Here is a 19,455-nt window from a genome sequence, read left to right on the forward strand (position 1 = left end):
GCGGACGACGAAGCCCCGTGGTGTCATGAGGCGGGTTCAGCGGCGGCTTCCGGTTTCCCTACGCTAGCACCCGCCGAAAAACTGATCATCGAGAAACTTCACGCCGTGTTCGGCATCTTACGCACGGTCGATGGCGATCCGCAGGCCGCGGAGTTCGTACGACGAGATGTCCTCCTTCATCGTGATCCGCGGCGGGGTCGTCATGCGCAGGCCGGGCAGCGCGAACAGGCGCGTCAGGAAGATGTCGGACTCCTGGATGGCCACGTGGGCGCCGGGGCAGCGGTGCGGGCCGTCGCCGAACGACAGCGCCATCGGGGCGACGCCCGTCGGCAGCGGGCGGCCCGGGCACACCGCCAGCGGGTCGGCGCCGACGGCCGCCGGGTCGAGGTTGGCGGTACTCACCGCGACGTCGACCAGCTCGCCGGGCGGGATCGTCACCGTGTCGCCGTCGGGGCCGGGGACCGGCAGCGGGGCCGTGGTGCGGCGCTTCAGGTTGCCGACGACCGGCTCCAGGCGCAGCAGCTCGTGCAGGAGGGCGAGGCGGGCAGGTTCGGGGCTGTCGAGGTACCGGATCTGCAGCTGCCGGTCGGTGAAGAGATGCCAGGCGGCCAGGTTGATGAACTCCCGAGTCGTCACCATGCCCGCGGCGGCGAACGTGATCACCTCGCCGAGGATCTCGCCGTCGCGGCAGCCCTCGTCGAGCAGGTGCGAGATGAGGTCGTCGCGGCGGGCCCGGCGGCGGGGGCGGATGGCGGGGCGGACGTCCTTCAGGTAGATGGTCAGGAACTGCACGTTCTGGCGCAGGAACCAGCGCAGGCCGTCGATGCTCGTGAACCCGGGCCGGCCGAACTTCTCGGGGAAGAACCGCTGCAGCCGCTCGTCGATGCCGGGCCGGCTCTCGGTCAGCCCGATCACCGCCGCGGCCACGTCGATCGCGAGGCGGAAGCTCAGCGCGGACAGGTCCGCCTCGCCGTCGCGGCGCAGGACGTCGAGCCGGCGTTCGGCGATCTCGATCATCAGGTCGCGGTAGTGCTCGTCGACCCGCCGGGGCGTGAAGAAGCGCGCGGTCCGGCGACGGTACTCCCGGTGCTCAACCCCGTCGCGGTACAGCACCGGGCGGCGGATCTTGGGCGGCAGGTTCTCGACGGTCTCCACGCCCAGGCCCGCCTGCACCGTGTCCGTGCTGCGCAGCACGGCGCGCCCGGCCGCGTGCCCGCGCACGCGCCACACGCCGTCGGCGCCGCGCTCGACCGGGCAGCCCACCTCCGCCGGGCCCCGATCAACCTTGCGTGCCGTCTCCATCGACCTAGGGTAAAGCCTGGCCACGGTACGGCGATTCGCTCGTACGCCTGTTCGAAATCGGGTAGACTTCGAGGCATGATTGACCTTGCGTACCAGCCGTCGATGTTCGACGTCGCCGGCCCTTCCCTGGGTTCGCTCACCGGCCAGGTGACGTGCCACCACCTGAGCCGCGGCGCGTGGGTCGATCACCTGCCCGGCTGGGTCCTCGGCTCCGACGCGATCCTGCAGACGCTGCTGCACGAGGTCGATTGGCGGGCGGAGCGCCGGAAGATGTACGACGACGTGGTCGACGTGCCGCGCCTGCTGCGGTGGTATCCCGCGGAGGAGACCCTGCCCCACCCGCTGCTGACCGAGGCGCGACGGCGCCTCACCGCCTACTACATCGAGGAGCTCGGCGAGCCCTTCATGACGGCGGGCATGTGCCTGTACCGCGACGGCCGCGACAGCGTCGCCTGGCACGGCGACACCATCGGGCGCGGCGCCCGCTTCGACACGATGGTCGCCATCGTCTCGTTCGGCTCCCCGCGCACCATGCTGCTGCGCCCGCGCGGCGGCGGCGACAGCATCCGCTTCCCGCTCGGCCACGGCGACCTGATCGTGATGGGCGGGTCGTGCCAGCGCACGTGGGAGCACGCCATTCCGAAGACCGCCCGGCCGGTCGGGCCGCGGGTGAGCGTCCAGTTCCGCCCGTCCGGGGTCGCCTGACGACCCGCCTCACACCACGTCGACCCGCCCGATTCGCGGGGCGCTGCGGGGGTCGGTAAGGCCGCAGCGGGAATACGGCCGCAGCGGGCCGCAGCCGATCACGCCCCGCGGGCCGGCGTCGCGACAGCGCGCCGCCGCAGCATCCGCTCCACCGCCACCGCGCTGGGGCGGCCGGCCGTTCTCGCTCCGCACGCTAGAAGCGCTCCGCTCTGGGCGGATTCCCGGCGCGGCCGTCGGCACCTCCGCCAGACGCGTTCGCAGTGGAGACGCCGTGCCCGCGCACAATTGCTGCCGCACTGCCCCGGGCCAGCCGCCGATCAGCTCGAGCGACCCCCGGCCGCGGACGCCGCAGCGGCCCAGCGGCACCGCGAATGTCGGAACCTGGGCGGACCGCGCCGAGCCGCCGCCGGCAACACGTCGGTTCAGGCCGGGCCGCCGAGCGCCGCGGCGGCCGTTCCCGGCGGGGCGCCGGGCATGGGTTGCGGCCGTACGGCGTCGATCGCCCGAGCCGCGGCGTCGAGGCCGGTGAACAGGTGGGCGTGCAGGCCGGCGCGTTCGGCGGCGTGGACGTTCTCGGAGCGGTCGTCGATGAACAGCACCCGGCCGGGAGCCAGGCCGAGCTCGCGGCAGCACCAGAGGTAGGCGCCGGCGTCCGGCTTGGCCAGGCCGATGCGGCACGAGAAGGTGACGAGCTCGAAGTGGCGCAGCCACCGGCCGTGGTGGCGTTCGTAGTGGGCCGCGAGTTCCTCGGGGATGTTGGAGAGCAGGGCCAGCCGTACGCCCGCCGCCGCGGACTGTTCGACAAGGGCGACCATGTCGTCGTCGACGGCATGCCAGCTGGCGACGTCCGCGGTGATGAGGGCGGCGATCCGGTCGTCGGCGAAGGTGGTGCCCAGCGCGGCGGCGACCCGTTGCCAGTACTCGGCGCCGGTCACCCGGCCGAGGTCGTAGGGGGCGCGCAGGCGCCAGTAGGCGTCGTGGAACTCGGTGGGCGGGGCGCCGGCGGTCTCGGCCAGTGCGCGCGCGGCGGTCGGGGACTGGTTGCGGGCGATGACGCCGAACAGGTCGAACAGGATGACGTCGGGCATGTCGATCACACCTTGTAGACGATGGTGCCGGCGGCGGTCAGGGCGGTCGTGTCGTCCTCGGCGGCGTCGTCGGTGGTGACGAGCATGCTGAACGCGGAGACGGGCGCCACGAACGCCAGGGCCGTGCGGGAGAGCTTGGCCGGTTCGGCGGCCACGATGACGCGGTGCGCCGACGCGATGATCGCGCGCTTGATCGCGGCGTCGGCGAGGTCGTAGGCGGTCATGCCGGCGGCGGTCAGGCCGCAGCAGCCCAGGACCGCGGTGTCGAACCGCAGCGCGGCCAGGGACGCCTCGGCGAGCGGGCCGGTGAGCGCGAGCTCGCCGGGGCGGGGTTCACCGCCGGGCAGCAGCAGCCGCAGCTGGGGTCCGCCGGCCAGGGCGTTGGCCGCGTGCATGGACAGCGGCATCACCGTGAGCCGGCGCGGGGCGAGGAGGTGGGCGACCTCCAGGCAGGTGGTGCCGCTGTCGAGCACCACGGCCTCGCCGTCGACGATGAGGTCCGCGACGGCCTCGGCGATGCGGCGCTTGGCCTGCTGACCCTCGTGCGCCCGCATGGCGAAGGGCGGCTCCTCGCCGCGCAGGGTGAGGCTGCGCGCGCCGCCGCGGTAACGCTCCAGCATGCCCTGGTCGGCGAGCTGCTCCAGGTCCCGGCGCACGGTCATCTCCGAGGTGCCGGTCAGCTCCGCCAGCCGGGTGACGCCGAGCTGGCCGGCCTGCTGGACCGCGTCGAGGATCCGCCGATGGCGGTCGCTGATCGTCATCCGGTCATTGAACATGGCTGGATCGGTAAAGACAACGTTTCTCACGAGATACTTGTTTGCTACGTTCGGCCGCATGTTCAAAACGGCCGCGCACTGCCACGTCACGATCGGTTGAAAAGCACCGGCATCCGGCCGGGGGCAGCGGCGCTAAGCGCGGGAGCGCAGCCGGCGCAGCATCCGGGCGTCCTCGAAGCCCGCCGCCCGGGCCGCCGCCTCGACCGTGGCGCCGTGGCCGATGAGGTGCTCGGCCCGCTCCAGGCGCAGCAGCTGCTGGTACCGCAGCGGCGTCAGCCCCGTCGCGTCGCCGAACGCGCGGGTCAGGGTGCGCTCGCTCACACCCGCGGCGCCGGCCAGGGCGCGCAGCGGCAGGCGCTCCGTGAAGCGGCCGTCGATGAGGTCCTGCACCCGGTGCACGACGTCGGAGAGGTGGTCGCGGTGGCGCAGCATCACGCTGTGCTGCGGTGCGTCGCCGTTGCGGCGGGCGTACACGACCATCTCGCGGGCCACCCGGGCGGCGACGGCCGGGCCGTGGCGGGTCGCCACCAGGTGCAGCGCCAGGTCGATGCCGCTGGCGATGCCGGCCGAGGTGACGACCCGCTCGTCGACGACGTAGAGCACGTCGCGCACGACGCGGGCCGCCGGGTACCGCTCGGCGAGGTGGTCCTGCAGGTCGTGGTGGGTGGTGCAGCGGCGCCCGTCGAGCAGCCCGGCCTGGCCCAGCGCATCGGCGCCGGCGCAGACGCTGGCCACGGTGCCGCCGCGGGCGTGGTGTGCGGCGAGCCGGGCGCGGGTCGATCCGGTCAGCCTGCCGTGGGTGCCGAACCGGTGCCCGCGCCAGCCGGGGACGAGCACCAGGTCATCGGCGTCGAGCTCGGGCCAGTCGACCGATGCGCGCACCGGCAGGCCCTGCGCGGTGGGGACCTCCTCCCGCTCGGCCACGTAGTGCAGCTCGTAACCCAGGCCGAGGTCGCGCACGGTGGAGTACACCTGTGCGGGGCCGGCCAGGTCGAGCAGGTGCACCTGCGGCACGAGCAGGAAGACGACTCTCACCGGGCGAGGACCTCCTTGACGGTGGCGACGGTCGCGAACCGGCCGGCCAGAGCATATTCGGTGCGCGCGACGACGTCGGCCACCGGCAGCGTGCGCGGGCTGGCGAGGATCTCCTCGTACGGCCGGTCGCGCTCGTCCACGTGCGGGATCGGGAACGTCGCGGTCGCCTCGGTGACGAACGTGACGTCGTAGCCAAGGTCGCAGCCGACCCGCGTGGTCGTCTCGCAGCACCACTCCGTCTGGATGCCGGTGACGATGAGGTGCCGGACGCCCTCGGCGGTGAGCAGCTGCTGCAGGCCGGTCGTGGTGAACGCGTTCGCCGAGGTCTTGACCAGCTGCGGCTCGCCCGGCAGCGGCTCGAGGCCGTCGAGGTAGCGCACGTAGTCGTGGCCGGCGCCGGGGTCGAAGACGTTGCCGGTGCCGGGCTCGGCGTGCAGGACCCACACCACGAGGTCGCCGCGCTCGCGCGCGTCGGCGATCAGCGGGGCGACGGTCGCGGCGATGTCCGGCTTGGACACGGCCGCCCAGCTCGGGCGGCGGCGGAAGGACTCCTGGATGTCGATGATGAGCAGTGCGCTTCGCATGGCACCGATCGTGCGCCCGGCGCGGGGCGCGCACCAGGCACGGCCCGGCACCACTGCGGACGGATCCGGTCACGCCAGATCATCCGCACGATCTCAATATACGGGAGCGCGATACCGAAGTTTGGGAAGCGGGGCCTACAGTCCGAGACATGCCGAGCAACGTCTACACCCACGGACACCACGAGTCGGTACTGCGCTCACACCGCTGGCGCACCGCCGAGAACTCCGCCGCCTACCTGCTGCCGGTGCTCAACGAGAGGATGAAGGTCCTCGACGTCGGGGCCGGGCCGGCCACCATCACCCGCGACCTGGCCGCCCGCGTCGCCCACGTGACCGCCCTGGAGGTCACCGCCGACGCCGTCGCCGTGGCCCGCGAGGGGCTCGCCGGCGTCGGCAACGCCGAGGTCGTCAGCGGCGACGTGCACGCGCTGCCGTTCCCCGACGACACGTTCTGCGTCGTGCACGCCCACCAGGTCCTGCAGCACGTCGCCGACCCCGTCCTGGCGCTGCGCGAGATGCACCGGGTGTGCAAGCCCGGCGGCTACGTGGCCGCGCGCGACAGCGACTACGCCGGCTTCGTGTGGTACCCGCTGCTGCCCGAGCTCGACGAGTGGATGGCGCTGTACCAGCGCATGGCCCGCGCCAACGACGGCCAGCCCGACGCCGGCCGGCGGCTGCTGGCCTGGGCCCACGAGGCCGGCTTCGACGACGTCGCGGCGACGTCGAGCACGTGGTGCTACGCCGGCGAGGAGGACCGGGCGTGGTGGGGCGGCCTGTGGGCCGACCGCATCCTGTCGTCGGCGATGGCGCGGCAGGCCCTCGACTCCGGGGTACCGCTGCAGGATCTGGAGCGGATCGCGGCCGGATGGCGGCGGTGGGCGGCCGACCGGGACGGCTGGTTCTCGATCGTGCACGGGGAGATCCTGGCCCGTCCGGCCACATGACCTAAATTGGGCGCATGGTTCAGCTGCCGCCCGACCTGCACACGCACAGCGAGTTCTCCTGGGACACGGCGACCGGCGACATGGCCGGCTCCTGCGCCCGGGCCGTCGAGCTCGGGCTGCCGGCGATCGCGTTCACGGAGCACACCGACTTCGTCACCTGGACCGTCGACCCGGCGCTGCTGCCCGACCGGATGGCCCGGCACATGCGCGACGCCACCCACCTGGAGCCGCCGCCGCTGGACGTCGAGGGGTATCTCGAGGCGATCGAGCGGTGCCGCGCGAAGTACCCCACCCTGAAGATCATCACCGGCGTCGAGCTCGGCGAGCCGCACTGGTTCGCCGGGCCGGCCGCGGCGCTGCTGGCGAGCCACCCGTTCGAGCGCGTCATCGGCTCGCTGCACTCCGTCGCCGTCGCCGGACGGCACCGGCTGGTCGAGGACGAGTACGCCGAGCGCGGCGTCCCCGCCGTCCTGCGCGACTACTTCGCCGAGACGATCCGGATGATCGAGCAGTGCGGCGACTTCTCGACGCTGACCCACCTCGACTACCCGCTGCGCTACGTGCCGTCCGGGCAGCAGTACCGCCTCGCCGACTTCGAGGAGGAGGTGCGCGCGGTGTTCAAGGCCCTCGCCGGCACCGGCCGCGCGCTGGAGGTCAACACCCGCCGCACCCCCGAGCCCGAGCCGCTGCGCTGGTGGCGGGAGGCCGGCGGCGCCGCGGTCAGCTTCGGCAGCGACGCACACCGGCCCGACATGGTGGCGGCCGAGTTCGCCGCGGCCGCCACCATGGCCGAGGCCGCCGGGTTCCGGCCGGGCCGGCACCCGTACGACCACTGGATCCGCTAGGCGGCGCTACACGTCAGCGCCGGCGGGCTGTTCGTGCCCGACCACGTGCCGTTGAACCCGAAGCTCGTACTCTGGCCCGGGCTCAACCGGCCGTTGTACGCCGCGTTGGTCGCGGTGACCGTGGCGCCGCTCGTGGTCAGGTTCGCGTTCCAGAAGCTGGTCACCGTCTGGCCGTTGGCGAACGTCATCTTGACCGTCCACGTGCTGATGCTCGCCCCCGCGGTGACGGTCACGTTGCCGCCGAAGCCGCCGTTCCACTCCGACGACTTCGTGTAGGCGGCGGTGCAGGCCGCGCCCGGCACGGACGCAGACGGCGGCACGGACGGAGACGGTGACTTCGAGGGCGACTTCGAGGCCGACGGCGACACCGACGGCGAAGTGCCGCCACCCTGGCCGGTGAAGATGACGTCGCTGCAGAGGTAGTACGACTGGTCCAGGTGGCTGGCCTGCCAGATGGTGTAGATGACGTGCCGGCCCGTGCGGGTGCCGGCGTCCACCTGGGCCTGGTACTGCCCGGCCGGCGCGTACCGCCCGGTCCGCTGCACCAGCTCCAGGTTGCTCCACGTCAGCGGCTGCGTCGCCGGGTCGAAGCCCTGCTTGGTGATGTAGATCAGCAGATAGTCGGCCCCGTGCTGGGCCTGGTCGGTCAGCGTGAGCGTGAACTTGTCCGGCTTCGTGGCGGCGACCCACGGCCCGACGGTGTCCAGCGAGGCGTAGAAGCCGTTCTGCGTACGCCCGCCGCTGCACAGCTGCCCGTCGGGGATCGCGGCCTGGTGGTTGCCGGCGACGCCCTCGCGGTAGAGGCCGTTCCAGTTCCACATGGTGTTGGGGTTGGCCTGCCAGGCCTGGGCACACATCGGGTCGGTGTCGGCCATGCGCGGGTTCTGGAAGTCCGAGCCCCAGCGGGCCCAGCAGCCGTAGTTGCGCGACGGCGGGTCGGTGACCGACCCGTGCGCCGAGGCGGGCGTCGGCCGCTCGAGCACGAGCAGGCCGAGCGTCGCGGCCATCACGGCCAGCGCCCCGGCCGCGATCCGCCGTCCGATCGATGAAAGTTGCATCGGTACTCCTCCGGGTGCGCGCCCGCCCCGGCATCACAAGAGCGCGGCGGACACGAATAGATCGACGTCAACGCGCGCGGCTCCCGGCGGGCAGACTACCTCAGGAAAGCGTTTTCGCAAGCCCCCCGACCCGGCGGGCGGACGCGACGACGGTCGCCGGCTCCCCCAGGGCGTCCCCCATGTCGACGGCGACCTCGCGGCCGAGGCGGGCGGCGAGGCACGCGGTGCTGTTGGCGTTGGCGATGTCCTCGGGCACCCCGATCGAGGGCGCGAACATGCGCGCGGCCGCCCGCCCACCGGGTTCCGGGATGGTGTACACGTAACAGCCCAGCATCCCGATCGCATCGCACGCGGCCCGCAGGCGCTCCTGGTCGGGCGCAAGCCCGGCGAGGACCGCCCGGCCGGCAACCGGGACCAGGAGGCGCTCGCGGCCGACCGAGGCCACGCACGGCGCCCCGGCCGGTTCGCCCACGCCCAGCGCCGCCAGCACCGGCCCGGCCTCCTCCGCCGACGGTGCGCGAAGCGAGACCGGCCCCGGATCGAACGCCGCCCGGTACAGCTCCCCGTCCGCCTCCACCCACCCGGCGAACGTCCGCCCGCCCGCCCTCAGCGTGACCTCGCGCCCCTGCCCGGCGAGCACGGCCAGCGCGGCGACGGTCCCGTGCCCGCAGGCCGGCAGCTCCCCCGCCGAGGTGAAGAACCGCAGGACGTTGCCGGCCCCGATGAACACCGCGTGCGAGGTGCCGGCCCGCCCGGGAACCGCGCGCCGCTCGGCGTCGGTGAACGCCCCGTCGTCGTCGAGCACGGCGGTCGGGCTGCCGCCCCGCCCGTCGCGCAGGCAGGCCCGCACGATCCGCATGCGGGCGAGCCTACCGATCGATGCCCGCCAACCCTGGCCCCTCCCCCGACACGTCCAGCGGCGTCATGCCTGTTCCTGACGGACAGGGGCGGGGAGCGTACGCGCGGATGTCCGTCGCCGCCAAGCGCTAGACGTCAGGCGTCGTCCTCGAGGTCGCCCTCCGTCTGGAGGTACACCTCGCGCAGTCCGTCCAGTGTGGACTGTTCGGGGTGCTCCCACAGCCCGCGGTCGGCGGCCTCGAGGAGGCGCTCGGCGATGCCGTGCAGCGCCCACGGGTTGGAGTCCGTCAGGAACTTCTGGTTCTCGGGGTCGAACACGTACGACTCGGCCAGCTTCTCGTACATCCAGTCGGACACCACCCCGGCCGTCGCGTCGAAGCCGAACAGGTAGTCGACGGTCGCGGCCAGCTCGAACGCGCCCTTGTAGCCGTGCCGGCGCATGGCGGCCAGCCAGCGCGGGTTGACCACCCGGGCGCGGAAGACGCGGGCCGTCTCCTCGCTCAGGGTGCGGGTGCGCACCGCGTCCGGGTTGGTGCTGTCGCCGACGTAGGCGGCGGGCGCCCGGCCGGTCAGGGCGCGCACGGTGGCCACCATGCCGCCGTGGTACTGGAAGTAGTCGTCCGAGTCGGCGATGTCGTGCTCGCGGGTGTCGGTGTTCTTCACGGCGACGCTGATCCTGCGGTACGCGCCCTCCATGTCGGTGCGGGCCTCGACCCCGTCGACGCCGCGGCCGTACGCGTAGCCGCCCCACACGGCGTAGACCTCGGCGAGGTCGCGGTCGTCGCGCCAGTTCCGGCTGTCGATCAGCGGGAGGATGCCGGCACCGTACGCGCCGGGCTTGGACCCGAACACGCGCAGCGTCGCCCGGCGGTCGTCGCCGTGCGCCTCCAGGTCGGCCTGCACGTGGGCGCGCACGTAGTTGTCCCCGGCCGGCTCCGGCGCGCCCGCGGCCAGCTGGACCGCGTCGTCCAGCAGGGCCACGACGTGCGGGAAGGCGTCGCGGAAGAAGCCGCTGATGCGCATGGTCACGTCGATGCGGGGGCGGCCGAGCTCGGCGAGGTCGACCAGCTCGAGGCGGGTGACCCGGCGGGACGCGTCGTCCCAGACCGGCCGCACGCCGAGCAGGGCGAGGGCCTCGGCGATGTCGTCGCCGGCGGTGCGCATCGCGCTGGTGCCCCACATGGACAGGCCGACGGAGCGGGGCCAGTCGCCGTGGTCGGCGCGGTAGCGGGTCAGCAGCGAGTCGGCCATCGCCTGGCCGGTCTCCCAGGCGAGCCGGCTCGGCACCGCCTTGGGGTCCACCGAGTAGAAGTTGCGGCCGGTCGGGAGCACGTTGATCAGGCCGCGCAGGGGCGATCCGCTGGGGCCGGCCGGCACGTACCCGCCGTCGAGCGCGTGCAGGACCATGTCGATCTCGTCCGTGGTCCTGGCCAGCCTCGGAATGATCTCCTCAGCGGCGAAGCGCATGACCCGCATGACATCGGGATCATCGGAGATGCCCGAAACATCCCAGCCGCGCGCCTCCGCGGTCTCGACGAGCTCCCGGGCGCGCGCCTCCGCCTCGTCGACCGACACGCGGGAGGACGAGGACTCGTCCAGGCCCAGGGCCTCGCGCAGGCCGGGCAGGGCCGCCACCTGACCGCCCCACATCTGGCGGGCCCGCAGCATCGCCAGGACCAGGTCGACGCGGGCCGGGCCGGTCGGGGCCTGGCCCAGGACGTGCAGGCCATCGCGGATCTGCACGTCCTTGACCTCGCACAGCCAGCCGTCGACGTGCAGCAGGAAGTCGTCGAACTCGGCGTCGTGGGGGCGGTCTGGCCCCGCACCGAGCACACCGGCGAGGTCGTGGTCGAGGCGGGCGGCCTGGATCAGGGTCCAGATCTGGGCCCGGATCGCCGGCAGCTTCGCCGGGTCGAGCGCGGCGATCGTGGCGTGCTCGTCGAGCAGCTGCTCGAGGCGGGCGATGTCGCCGTACGTGTCCGCGCGGGCCATCGGCGGGACGAGATGATCGACGAGGGTAGCGTGGGCGCGGCGCTTGGCCTGGGTGCCCTCGCCGGGGTCGTTGACCAGGAACGGGTAGATCAGCGGCAGGTTGCCCAGGGCCGCGTCGGCGCCGCAGCCGGCCGACATCCCGACGGTCTTGCCGGGCAGCCACTCGAGGTTGCCGTGCTTGCCGACGTGGACGACCGCGTGGGCTCCGAAACCAGCTTCGGACGAGTCGGCGAGCCAGCGGTACGCCGCCAGGTAGTGGTGGCTCGGCGGCAGGTCGGGGTCGTGGTAGATGGCGACCGGGTTCTCGCCGAAGCCGCGCGGCGGCTGGACCATGACCACGACGTTGCCGCGGCGCAGGGCGGCCAGGACGATCGCGCCGTCGTTCGGGTCCACGAACAGCTCGCCCGGCGCCGGGCCCCAGTGCCGCTCCATGCCGGCGCGGAGGTCCTCGGGCAGGGTGGCGAACCACTCGCCGTACCGGCGGGCGGAGATCCGCACCGGGTTGCCGGACAGCTGTTCCTCGGTGAGCCAGTTGACGTCCTGGCCGCCGGCCGCGATGAGCTCGTGGATGAGCGCGTCGCCGCCGGACGGGAAGCCCTCGCCCAGGTCGTAGCCGCGCGCCTCCAGCTCGGCCAGCAGCTTCACGACGCTGGCCGGCGTGTCCAGGCCGACGGCGTTGCCGATGCGGGAGTGCTTCGTCGGGTACGCGCTGAGCATGATCACGATCCGCTTGTCCGCGTTGGCCAGGCCGCGCAGCCGGGCGTGGGCGGCGGCGATCCCGGCGACCCGCCGCGCGCGCTCCGGGTCGGCGACGTAGACGGTGAGCCCGTCCTCGTCGATCTCCTTGAACGAGAACGGGACGGTGATGATCCGGCCGTCGAACTCCGGGATCGCCACCTGGGTGGCGGTGTCCAGCGGCGACAGGCCGTCGTCGCTGTCGTCCCAGTTGGCGCGGCTCGTCGTCAGGCACAGCCCCTGCAGGATCGGCACGTCGAGGGCGGCCAGGGCGCCGACGTCCCACGCCTCGTCCTCGCCGCCGGCCTGAGCGTCGGCCGGGCGGGTGCCGCCGGCCGCGAGCACGGTCACGACGAGCGCGTCGGCCCGCCGCAGCGTGCCGAGCAGCTCGGCCGGGGCGGTGCGCAGCGATGCGGCGAAGACGGGCAGCGCGTGGGCGCCCTCGGCCTCGATCGCGTCGCACAGCCGCTCGACGAACGCGGTGTTGCCGGCCACGTGGTGGGCCCGGTAGTAGATCACCGCGACCGTCGGCGCCTCCGGCGCGACGTGGCCGCTCTCGCGCTCCAGCACGCCCCACGCCGGCGTCTGCACCGGGGCGGCGAAGCCGTGGCCGGTCAGCAGCACGGTGTCGGAGAGGAAGCGGTGCAGCTCGCCGAGGTTGGCCGGGCCGCCGAAGGCGAGGTAGGCGTGGGCCTGCGCGGCGAGGCCGGCCGGGACCGTGGAGTGGCTCATGAGCTCGGCGTCGGGGGCCTGCTCGCCGCCGAGGATCACGACGGGGCGCCCGGTGGCCAGCAGTGTGTCGAGGCCGTCCTGCCAGTCACGGTACGCCCCGAGGAACCGCACCACGATCAGGTCCACGCCCTCGGCGAGCGCCGGCAGGTCCTCGACCGCGGTCCGGGACGGGTTGGCCAGCCGGTAGGCGGCGCCGCTCGCGCGGGCGCTGAGCAGGTCGGTATCGGACGTCGACAGCAGCAGGATCACGCCGGAGCTTAGCTGGAGCGGCTTGCGCCCCGCAAAGCGCAGGTAGTATCCGGCCCGTGCAGGCACCCAGCGGACGCGACGCCCCCGATCGATGCCCGGGCGCCGTGCAGGTGCACGCGGCCGCGGACGGCGGCCTGGCGCGCGTGCGGCTGCCCGGCGGCCGGGTCACCGCCGCCCAGCTGCTGGTCCTGCGCGCGGCCGCGGCGGAGCTGGGCGACCCGGTGCTGGAGCTCACCTCGCGCGGCAACGTGCAGGTCAGGGGCCTGCGGCCGGGTGCGGAGACCGAGCTCGCGGCCCGGCTGACCGACGCCGGGCTGCTGCCGTCGGCCACGCACGAGCGTGTGCGAAACATCATTGCCAGCCCGCTCGGCGATGCTCGCCTGCGCCGCCTGGTCGGCGAGTTCGACGCGCTGCTGTGCGCCACACCGGCCCTGGCCGGGCTGCCGGGCCGGTTCCTGGCCACCATCGACGACGGCCGCGGCGACGTGACCGGGCTCGGCGGCGACGTGGGCCTGCACGGCGACCGTCTGGTGCTGGCGGGTGTACCCGCACAGGCCCGCGGCGGCGCCGAGCTGCTCGTCCGCGCCGCCGGGGCGTTCCTGGCCGAGCGCGCCGCGCAGGACTCGAAGGCGTGGCGCCTGGCCGAGCTGGACGACGGGCCCTCGCGGGTCGCGGCGCGGCTCGGCACGACGCTCGCGCCGGCCGCACTCGCGCTCGGCGGCCCGCCCCCGGCCGGCCGGCACGGCCCGTCCGCCGTGCTCGTCGTGCCGCTCGGGCTGCTCACGCCGGAGCAGTCGGCGGGGCTGGCCGGCGCGGCGGAGGAGATCATTGTCACGCCGTGGCGGACCGTGGTGGTACCGGCGCACTCCATGGACGAAGCTGTGGCGACCGGGCTCGTCGACGACCCGGCCTCGCCGTGGGCCGGGGTGACGGCCTGCGCCGGACGGCCCGGCTGCGCCAAGGCGCTCGCCGACGTCCGCGCGGACGCCCGGGCCGAGGTGGCGCGGGGCGCGCGGGAGCCCGGCGCGCCGCCGCTGCACTGGGCCGGCTGCGAGCGGCGCTGCGGCGCGCCGAGAGGAAGGCACGTGGAGATGGTCGCGACCCCCGGCGGGTACCGGAGCGACGCCGCATGAGCGACTACGTCCGCGACGGGGCCGAGATCTACCGGCGCTCCTTCGCCACGATCCGGGCCGAGGCCGACCTGTCCGCGCTGCCGCCCGACGTCGCCCAGGTCACGGTGCGCATGATCCACGCCTGCGGCATGGTCGACCTGCCCGCCGACGTCGGGCACTCCCCCGGCGTCGTCGCCGCCGCCCGGGCCGCCCTGCGCGCCGGGGCGCCGATCCTCTGCGACGCCGAGATGGTCGCCGCCGGGGTGACCCGCGCGCGCCTGCCCCGCGACAACGAGGTGTTGTGCACGCTGCGCGATCCGGCGGTACCCGACCTCGCCCGGCGGCTGGGCAACACCCGCAGCGCGGCCGCCCTCGAGCTGTGGCGCGGCCGCATCGACGGCGCCGTCGTGGCCATCGGCAACGCCCCGACCGCGCTGTTCCGGCTCCTGGAACTGGTCGGCGAGGGCGCCGGGACGCCGGCCGCGGTGCTCGGCATCCCGGTCGGCTTCATCGGCGCCGCCGAGTCGAAGGCCGCGCTCGCCGAGTCCGGCCTCGAATACCTGGTGGTGCACGGCCGCCGCGGCGGCAGCGCGATGACGGCCGCCGCCGTCAACGCGATCGCGGACGAGAAGGAATGACCACGGTGGACAGCGGCAGGCTCTTCGGCGTCGGCCTCGGCCCGGGCGACCCGGAGCTGATGACGGTCAAGGCCGCCCGGCTCGTCGCCGCGGCGCCGGTCGTGGCCTACCACAGCGCGCGGCACGGGCGCTCGATCGCCCGCTCGATCGCCGCGCCGTACCTCCGCGAGGGCGAGCAGATCGAGGAGGCCCTCGTCTACCCGGTGACGACCGAGGACACCCCCGACTACCGGGCCGTCATCGAGGAGCACTACGACGCGTGGGCGGCCCGCCTGGCCGCGCACCTGGACGCCGGCCGCGACGTGGTCGTGCTGTGCGAGGGCGACCCGATGTTCTACGGGTCCTACATGCACATGCACAAGCGCCTTTCCCGGCGGTACGCCACCGAGGTCGTCCCCGGCGTCACGTCCGTATCCGGCGCGTCGGCCGTGCTCGGCCGCCCGCTCGTCGAGCGCGACGAGGTCCTCACGGTGCTGCCCGGCACCCTGCCCGCCGACGAGCTCGCCGAGCGCCTGGCCGCCACCGACTCGGCCGCGATCCTCAAGCTGGGCCGCACGTTCGGCCCCGTCCGCGAGGCCCTCGACCGCGCCGGCCGCCTCGCCGACGCCTGGTACGTCGAGCGCGCCACCACCGCCGGCGAGCGCGTCGCCCCGCTCGCCGAGGTGGACCCGGCGACGGTGCCGTACTTCTCCCTGGCCCTGCTCCCCTCGCGGGTGCACGAGGACACCGCGGCGGCCCTGGCCGGGGCCGCGCCGGCGCCCCGCGGCGGGGAGGTCGTGGTCGTCGGCCTCGGCCCCGCCGGCCGCGACTGGCTCACCCCGGAGGCCCAGGCCGCGCTCGCCGCCGCCGACGACCTGGTCGGCTACGCCCCGTACGTGGCCCGCGTCCCCGGCAACCCGCGCCAGCGCCGCCACGCCTCCGACAACCGCGTCGAGGCCGAGCGCGCCGAGTTCGCGCTCTGCCTGGCCAAGGAGGGCCGCCGCGTCGCCGTGGTCTCCTCGGGCGACCCCGGCGTGTTCGCGATGGCCGCCGCGGTGCTCGAGGTCGCCGCCGAGCCGCGCTGGAAGGACGTCCCGGTCCGGGTCCTGCCGGGCCTGACCGCGGCCCAGGCCGTGGCCAGCCGCGCCGGCGCACCGCTGGGCCACGACTTCTGCGTGCTGTCGCTGTCCGACCGCCTCAAGCCGTGGGACGTCATCGCCGCCCGCCTCGAGGCCGCGGCACGCGCCGACCTCGTCATCGCGGTGTACAACCCCGGCTCCCGCTCCCGCACCTGGCAGGTCGAGGCGGCCAAGGAGCTGCTGCTGCGCCACCGCGCCGCGGAGACCCCGGTCGTGCTCGGCCGCGACGTCGGCGGCCCCGCGGAGTCGGTGCGCGTGGTGCGCCTGGCCGACCTCGAACCGTCCGAAGTGGACATGCGAACCCTGCTCATCATCGGCTCGTCGCAGACCCGCACCCAGGACCGCGGCGGCGACCGCCCCGTGGTCTGGACCCCCCGCCGCTACCCGTCCTGAGGCACTCCCCCGCCGCGCCCGCTACGGCTCCTGCAGGGCGCGGCGGATCGTCGCCGCGACGTAGTCCGGGTCGCGGTGGTCGCGCAGGACCACCACCGTCGTGCCGCTCGCGCCGGCCGGCTCGTCGGGCCGGGTGAACAGCGACACGACCTGGGCCATCGCGGCGTCGAGCTCGGCCGCCGGGTCGTCGGCGTCGCGGCGCAGCCACCGCCGCAGCACGTGGTTGTGGGACGAGACCACGGCCGCGGCCATCAGCTCGGCCCGCAGGGCCGCCCCCGGCGCCGGCCCCATCCAGTCGGCGATGAACTCGCGGAACAGCCGCTGGTAGCGGGCCACGCTCGCGATCTCGCGGTCACGCAGGGCCGCGACGCGGCTGGTGAGCCGGTACCGCCGGCGGGCCCGGTCGCCCTCCTCGACGTAGCGCAGGAGCACGAGGCGTACCGCATCCGTGACCGCCACCAGCGCGGTCTCGGCGCTGGAGGTCTTGAGACGCTCCTGCACGGCGGCGATCAGCCGGTCGTGGTCGGGGAAGATCACGTCCTCCTTCGACCGGTAATGCCGGAACAGCGTCGTGCGCCCGACGCCCGCCCGGTCAGCGATGTCGTCCGCCGTCGTCTGTTCGAAGCCGCGCTCGTCGAACAGGTCGAACGCCGCATCCACCAGGCGCTCTCGAACAGGAGTTCCGCTCACCGTGCCATCCTCGCGCATCGCCGCCCGGGACTGTTGCCCGAGCCTGTGGGATCTAGTACCGTCCGAATGGTACGCGGTACCGCAGGCCGTCGACTGCGTTTCCGGGAGGTCAGACATGTCACCGATGTACTCATCCACCGTCCTGCGCACGACGGGCCTGTTCGACGACGCCGACTCGGACGAGGCCGACTCGCTGGCGCAGGAGTTCGAGACGATCGAATGCCCGCGCCGGACCACGCTGTTCCGCGAGGGCGATCAGGCCGACTACCTGTACGTCCTGCTGTCGGGCAAGGTGAAGCTGAGCCGCCGCTCCCGGGACGGCCGCGAGGGCCTGCTCGCCCTGCTGGGCCCGGCGGAGCAGTTCGGCGACGTCGAACTGCTGGACGGCGGCCCCCGGGTGACCACGGCAACGGTGGTCGCCGACGCGCGCCTCGCCCGCCTGCACAAGACGGCGCTGTACCGCTGGCTGTCCGCCCGCCCCGAGGCCGCCGAACAACTCCTCCGCGTCGTCGCCCGCCGCATCCGCGACGACCGCGCAACGGTCCACGACCGCCTCTTCACGGACGTGTCCGGCCGGGTGGCGGGCCAGCTGATCCAGCTCGCGCACCAGTTCGGCATCGCCGAGGGCGGCACGACCCGGGTCGTGCACGACCTGACCCAGACGGAGCTGGCCCAGTTCGTCGGCGCGTCGCGCGAGTCGGTGAACAAGGTCCTGGCGCAGTACGCCAGCCGCGGCTGGGTCCGCCTCGAGAACAAGTGCATCGTGATCCTGGACGACGCCCCGCTGGCTCGCCGCGCCCAGCACAAGCGCCGCCGCTAGCACCACCACCCCTCGCCGATGTCGACGTCGGCGGCGACGCCGCCGACAGGTGCCTACGGATACCCATCCGCGACAACGGCATCGGCCGAGCCAACACCGGCCACGGCTGCGGCCTCATCGAACTTCGGGACCACATCGCCACGCTCAGACGCCGGGCAGGACGGCTGATCGGGAGCGCTCCTTCGGATACAGCTGGCCTGCTCGTCACGTACTCCCGCGTCATTCTGAGCGCGCCCGAGCCACCAGGACGCTCCGATCAAGGCGGGACGGAAATGCGGGGGCCGCGTACGCTGCAACGATGGCTCACGGCGTGCTGCTCGGGATCGACTTCGGCACCTTCAACACCGTGGCCATGGTGCGTCGCGGCGGCGGTGAAGCACGTTCCCTGCTCTTCGATGGGTCACCGTTGCTGCCGTCGGCGGTACTCCTGGAAGGCCCCGGCGACGTGTTGTCCGGTGCCGAAGCCGTGCGGTCGGCGCGGGTGCATCCGGATCGGTACGAGCCCAACCCGAAGCGAAGGATGGCAGACGGGATCGTCCTGCTCGGCGGCTACGAGACCGACGTGGTCGACCTGGTCGCCGCCGTGCTGGGACGTGTGGCGTCGCAGGCGCGGCAGGTCGCCGGCCAGCTCCCGGATCGCGTCGTGGTCACGCATCCGGAGATCTGGGGCACGTCGCGGTTGAGCCGGTTGACCGCTGCGGCCGTCCGCGCCGGGCTGCCGGACCCGATTCTCGTGTCGGAGCCGATCGCTGCCGCCGCCTACTTCCTCGGCCAGGTCGGCCTGGTCGGCGCGGGTCAGTGCGCGGTGGTGTACGACTTCGGGGCTGGCACGTTCGACGCCGGCGTGGTTCGGCGCGGCCCCGCAGGAGCGCTGACCGTACTGGCCAGTGAAGGGCTGCCCGAGGTGGGCGGCCTGGACCTGGACGCCGCGCTGGTGGAGCACCTGGGCCGGCTGATCGCGCAGCGGGCCCCGGACGCTTGGGACCGGTTGCGGCGACCGGCCACCGTCGCCGACCGTCGTGCCCGGTGGCAGCTGTGGGAGGACGTTCGGCTGGCCAAGGAGTCGTTGAGCCGGCGTTCGCAGACGCTGGTGCACCTGCCGGTCCTGGACGACACCGTTCCGGTGAGCCGGGACGAGTTCGAGCAGCTCGCCGAACCGGTCATCGCGCGGACGGTCGCGGTCACCCGCGCCGCGATGCGGGGCGCGGGCATCGAGTTGTCAGACGTCGGCGGCATCTTCCTCGTCGGTGGGTCGAGTCGCGTCCCACTCGTTGCCACGCTGCTGCACCGCGCGTTCGGGATGCCGCCGACCGTTCTGGAGCAGCCCGAGCTCGTGGTGGCGGAGGGTTCACTGATCCTGCTCGACGCGTGCGAGGAACGCACGCCGACCGGTGTCACGATGAGGCTGCCCGCCGGTGCCGAATCGCAGGAGACCGTTGCGCAGGCGGGTGGAACGGCCGCCGGTCCGTCATCCGTGCCGCAGGGCTCGCCGCAGCGAGTCGTGCAGCTGTCGCCGGCCTCGCCGACGGCAGGCCGCACGTCGCGCGTCGACGAGGCCGTCGAACCGGGGCGGGGGCGATCGATCCGCCGCCACCTCACCGATCCGTGGAGTGTGACAGCGGCCGTGCTGCTCGGTGCCCTGAGCGGCATGATCGGCGGCCTCGCCGGTGCGAGCGCGGCGGCCGTGCTGACCGCGGGAGCCGTGGTCACCGTGATCGTGCATACGGTGCGGGTGGCCCTGGGTATCGTGTTCGACCGCTGAAGACGCTGGTGTCGGACGT

General features: G+C 73.9%; 17 protein-coding genes. 8 read left to right on the forward strand and 9 right to left on the reverse strand.

What is annotated here, in order from left to right:
- Positions 1–117 precede the first annotated feature (117 nt).
- Entirely contained in the window at positions 118–1,302 is a 1,185-nt protein-coding gene (locus ACQEVU_RS36545) for a cytochrome P450 (RefSeq protein WP_433331811.1), read from the reverse strand.
- 75 nt (positions 1,303–1,377) lie between these two features.
- Here ACQEVU_RS36545 and ACQEVU_RS36550 point away from each other — a divergent pair, with 75 nt between their 5' ends.
- Positions 1,378–2,007 carry an alpha-ketoglutarate-dependent dioxygenase AlkB gene (locus ACQEVU_RS36550; RefSeq protein ID WP_433331813.1) on the forward strand — a complete coding sequence of 210 codons (630 nt, stop codon included), beginning with the start codon at positions 1,378–1,380 and terminating at the stop codon, positions 2,005–2,007.
- Positions 2,008–2,429: 422 nt separating this feature from the next.
- Here the strand turns inward: ACQEVU_RS36550 and ACQEVU_RS36555 are convergent, their stop codons facing one another.
- From ACQEVU_RS36555 to ACQEVU_RS36570, 4 genes are all read right to left on the reverse strand, one after another.
- Positions 2,430–3,095 (reverse strand): HAD family hydrolase, encoded by a 666-nt coding sequence (locus ACQEVU_RS36555; RefSeq protein WP_433331815.1) that lies wholly within the window; start codon positions 3,093–3,095, stop codon positions 2,430–2,432.
- A 5-nt stretch (positions 3,096–3,100) separates the two neighbouring features.
- Positions 3,101–3,856 (reverse strand): DeoR/GlpR family DNA-binding transcription regulator, encoded by a 756-nt coding sequence (locus ACQEVU_RS36560; protein ID WP_433331817.1) that lies wholly within the window; start codon positions 3,854–3,856, stop codon positions 3,101–3,103.
- A gap of 147 nt (positions 3,857–4,003) precedes the next feature.
- Positions 4,004–4,906: a GlxA family transcriptional regulator gene (locus ACQEVU_RS36565; RefSeq protein WP_433331819.1), complete on the reverse strand. Its 903-nt coding sequence runs from the start codon at positions 4,904–4,906 to the stop codon at positions 4,004–4,006.
- Positions 4,903–5,490, reverse strand: a complete 588-nt coding sequence (locus tag ACQEVU_RS36570; protein ID WP_433331821.1) for a cysteine hydrolase family protein — start codon at positions 5,488–5,490, stop codon at positions 4,903–4,905. The genes ACQEVU_RS36565 and ACQEVU_RS36570 overlap by 4 nt, the downstream gene beginning before the upstream one ends.
- A 149-nt stretch (positions 5,491–5,639) precedes the next feature.
- Between ACQEVU_RS36570 and ACQEVU_RS36575 the strand changes: the two genes are divergently transcribed.
- Positions 5,640–6,434, forward strand: a complete 795-nt coding sequence (locus tag ACQEVU_RS36575) for a class I SAM-dependent methyltransferase (RefSeq protein ID WP_433331823.1) — start codon at positions 5,640–5,642, stop codon at positions 6,432–6,434.
- Between the two features lie 14 nt (positions 6,435–6,448).
- Entirely contained in the window at positions 6,449–7,279 is an 831-nt protein-coding gene (locus ACQEVU_RS36580; protein ID WP_433331825.1) for a PHP domain-containing protein, read from the forward strand.
- On the opposite strand, the gene ACQEVU_RS36585 is transcribed toward ACQEVU_RS36580, so the two are convergent.
- The 3 genes from ACQEVU_RS36585 to cobN all read right to left on the reverse strand — a co-directional run bounded on the left by ACQEVU_RS36585 (position 7,276) and on the right by cobN (position 12,903).
- On the reverse strand, positions 7,276–8,337 hold the full coding sequence (locus ACQEVU_RS36585; protein ID WP_433331827.1) for a lytic polysaccharide monooxygenase: 1,062 nt from the start codon (positions 8,335–8,337) through the stop codon (positions 7,276–7,278). The genes ACQEVU_RS36580 and ACQEVU_RS36585 overlap by 4 nt on opposite strands.
- Before the next feature lie 100 nt (positions 8,338–8,437).
- A complete protein-coding gene (locus tag ACQEVU_RS36590) occupies positions 8,438–9,196 on the reverse strand; it encodes a PhzF family phenazine biosynthesis protein (protein WP_433331829.1) in 759 nt (252 codons plus the stop codon).
- A 134-nt stretch (positions 9,197–9,330) separates the two neighbouring features.
- Entirely contained in the window at positions 9,331–12,903 is a 3,573-nt protein-coding gene (gene cobN, locus ACQEVU_RS36595) for a cobaltochelatase subunit CobN (protein WP_433331831.1), read from the reverse strand.
- A 56-nt stretch (positions 12,904–12,959) separates the two neighbouring features.
- On the opposite strand from cobN, the gene ACQEVU_RS36600 reads away from it, so the two are divergent.
- From ACQEVU_RS36600 to ACQEVU_RS36610, 3 genes are read left to right on the forward strand one after another with little or no spacing between them, the layout of a single operon-like run.
- On the forward strand, positions 12,960–14,036 hold the full coding sequence (locus ACQEVU_RS36600; protein ID WP_433331833.1) for a precorrin-3B synthase: 1,077 nt from the start codon (positions 12,960–12,962) through the stop codon (positions 14,034–14,036).
- Positions 14,033–14,653, forward strand: coding sequence for a precorrin-8X methylmutase (locus ACQEVU_RS36605; protein ID WP_433331835.1), 621 nt, complete (start codon positions 14,033–14,035; stop codon positions 14,651–14,653). Before ACQEVU_RS36600 ends, ACQEVU_RS36605 begins: the two co-directional genes overlap by 4 nt.
- Positions 14,650–16,164 (forward strand): precorrin-2 C(20)-methyltransferase, encoded by a 1,515-nt coding sequence (locus ACQEVU_RS36610; RefSeq protein ID WP_433331837.1) that lies wholly within the window; start codon positions 14,650–14,652, stop codon positions 16,162–16,164. Before ACQEVU_RS36605 ends, ACQEVU_RS36610 begins: the two co-directional genes overlap by 4 nt.
- A 21-nt stretch (positions 16,165–16,185) precedes the next feature.
- Here ACQEVU_RS36610 and ACQEVU_RS36615 read toward each other — a convergent pair whose 3' ends face one another.
- Positions 16,186–16,854, reverse strand: coding sequence for a TetR/AcrR family transcriptional regulator (locus ACQEVU_RS36615; RefSeq protein WP_433331839.1), 669 nt, complete (start codon positions 16,852–16,854; stop codon positions 16,186–16,188).
- Positions 16,855–16,978: 124 nt separating this feature from the next.
- Here ACQEVU_RS36615 and ACQEVU_RS36620 point away from each other — a divergent pair, with 124 nt between their 5' ends.
- Both ACQEVU_RS36620 and ACQEVU_RS36625 read left to right on the forward strand, forming a co-directional pair.
- A complete protein-coding gene (locus tag ACQEVU_RS36620; RefSeq protein ID WP_433331841.1) occupies positions 16,979–17,674 on the forward strand; it encodes a Crp/Fnr family transcriptional regulator in 696 nt (231 codons plus the stop codon).
- Between the two features lie 298 nt (positions 17,675–17,972).
- Positions 17,973–19,436 (forward strand): Hsp70 family protein, encoded by a 1,464-nt coding sequence (locus ACQEVU_RS36625; RefSeq protein WP_433331843.1) that lies wholly within the window; start codon positions 17,973–17,975, stop codon positions 19,434–19,436.
- Positions 19,437–19,455 lie beyond the last annotated feature (19 nt).

Origin of the sequence: Dactylosporangium sp. CA-139066, assembly GCF_050936175.1 — a bacterium.
GTDB lineage: Bacteria > Actinomycetota > Actinomycetes > Mycobacteriales > Micromonosporaceae > Dactylosporangium.

What these genes read in the sequence shown, in the direction of transcription:
- ACQEVU_RS36550 (WP_433331813.1), top strand. Translation starts at nt 1,378, where the DNA reads ATGATTGACCTTGCGTACCAGCCGTCGATGTTCGACGTCGCCGGCCCT.
- ACQEVU_RS36625 (WP_433331843.1), top strand. Translation starts at nt 17,973, where the DNA reads ATGGCTCACGGCGTGCTGCTCGGGATCGACTTCGGCACCTTCAACACC.
- ACQEVU_RS36575 (WP_433331823.1), top strand. Translation starts at nt 5,640, where the DNA reads ATGCCGAGCAACGTCTACACCCACGGACACCACGAGTCGGTACTGCGC.
- ACQEVU_RS36555 (WP_433331815.1), bottom strand. Translation starts at nt 3,095, where the DNA reads ATGCCCGACGTCATCCTGTTCGACCTGTTCGGCGTCATCGCCCGCAAC.
- ACQEVU_RS36580 (WP_433331825.1), top strand. Translation starts at nt 6,449, where the DNA reads ATGGTTCAGCTGCCGCCCGACCTGCACACGCACAGCGAGTTCTCCTGG.
- ACQEVU_RS36560 (WP_433331817.1), bottom strand. Translation starts at nt 3,856, where the DNA reads ATGACGATCAGCGACCGCCATCGGCGGATCCTCGACGCGGTCCAGCAG.
- ACQEVU_RS36570 (WP_433331821.1), bottom strand. Translation starts at nt 5,490, where the DNA reads ATGCGAAGCGCACTGCTCATCATCGACATCCAGGAGTCCTTCCGCCGC.
- ACQEVU_RS36585 (WP_433331827.1), bottom strand. Translation starts at nt 8,337, where the DNA reads ATGCAACTTTCATCGATCGGACGGCGGATCGCGGCCGGGGCGCTGGCC.
- ACQEVU_RS36545 (WP_433331811.1), bottom strand. Translation starts at nt 1,302, where the DNA reads ATGGAGACGGCACGCAAGGTTGATCGGGGCCCGGCGGAGGTGGGCTGC.
- ACQEVU_RS36590 (WP_433331829.1), bottom strand. Translation starts at nt 9,196, where the DNA reads ATGCGGATCGTGCGGGCCTGCCTGCGCGACGGGCGGGGCGGCAGCCCG.
- ACQEVU_RS36610 (WP_433331837.1), top strand. Translation starts at nt 14,650, where the DNA reads ATGACCACGGTGGACAGCGGCAGGCTCTTCGGCGTCGGCCTCGGCCCG.
- ACQEVU_RS36605 (WP_433331835.1), top strand. Translation starts at nt 14,033, where the DNA reads ATGAGCGACTACGTCCGCGACGGGGCCGAGATCTACCGGCGCTCCTTC.
- ACQEVU_RS36620 (WP_433331841.1), top strand. Translation starts at nt 16,979, where the DNA reads ATGTACTCATCCACCGTCCTGCGCACGACGGGCCTGTTCGACGACGCC.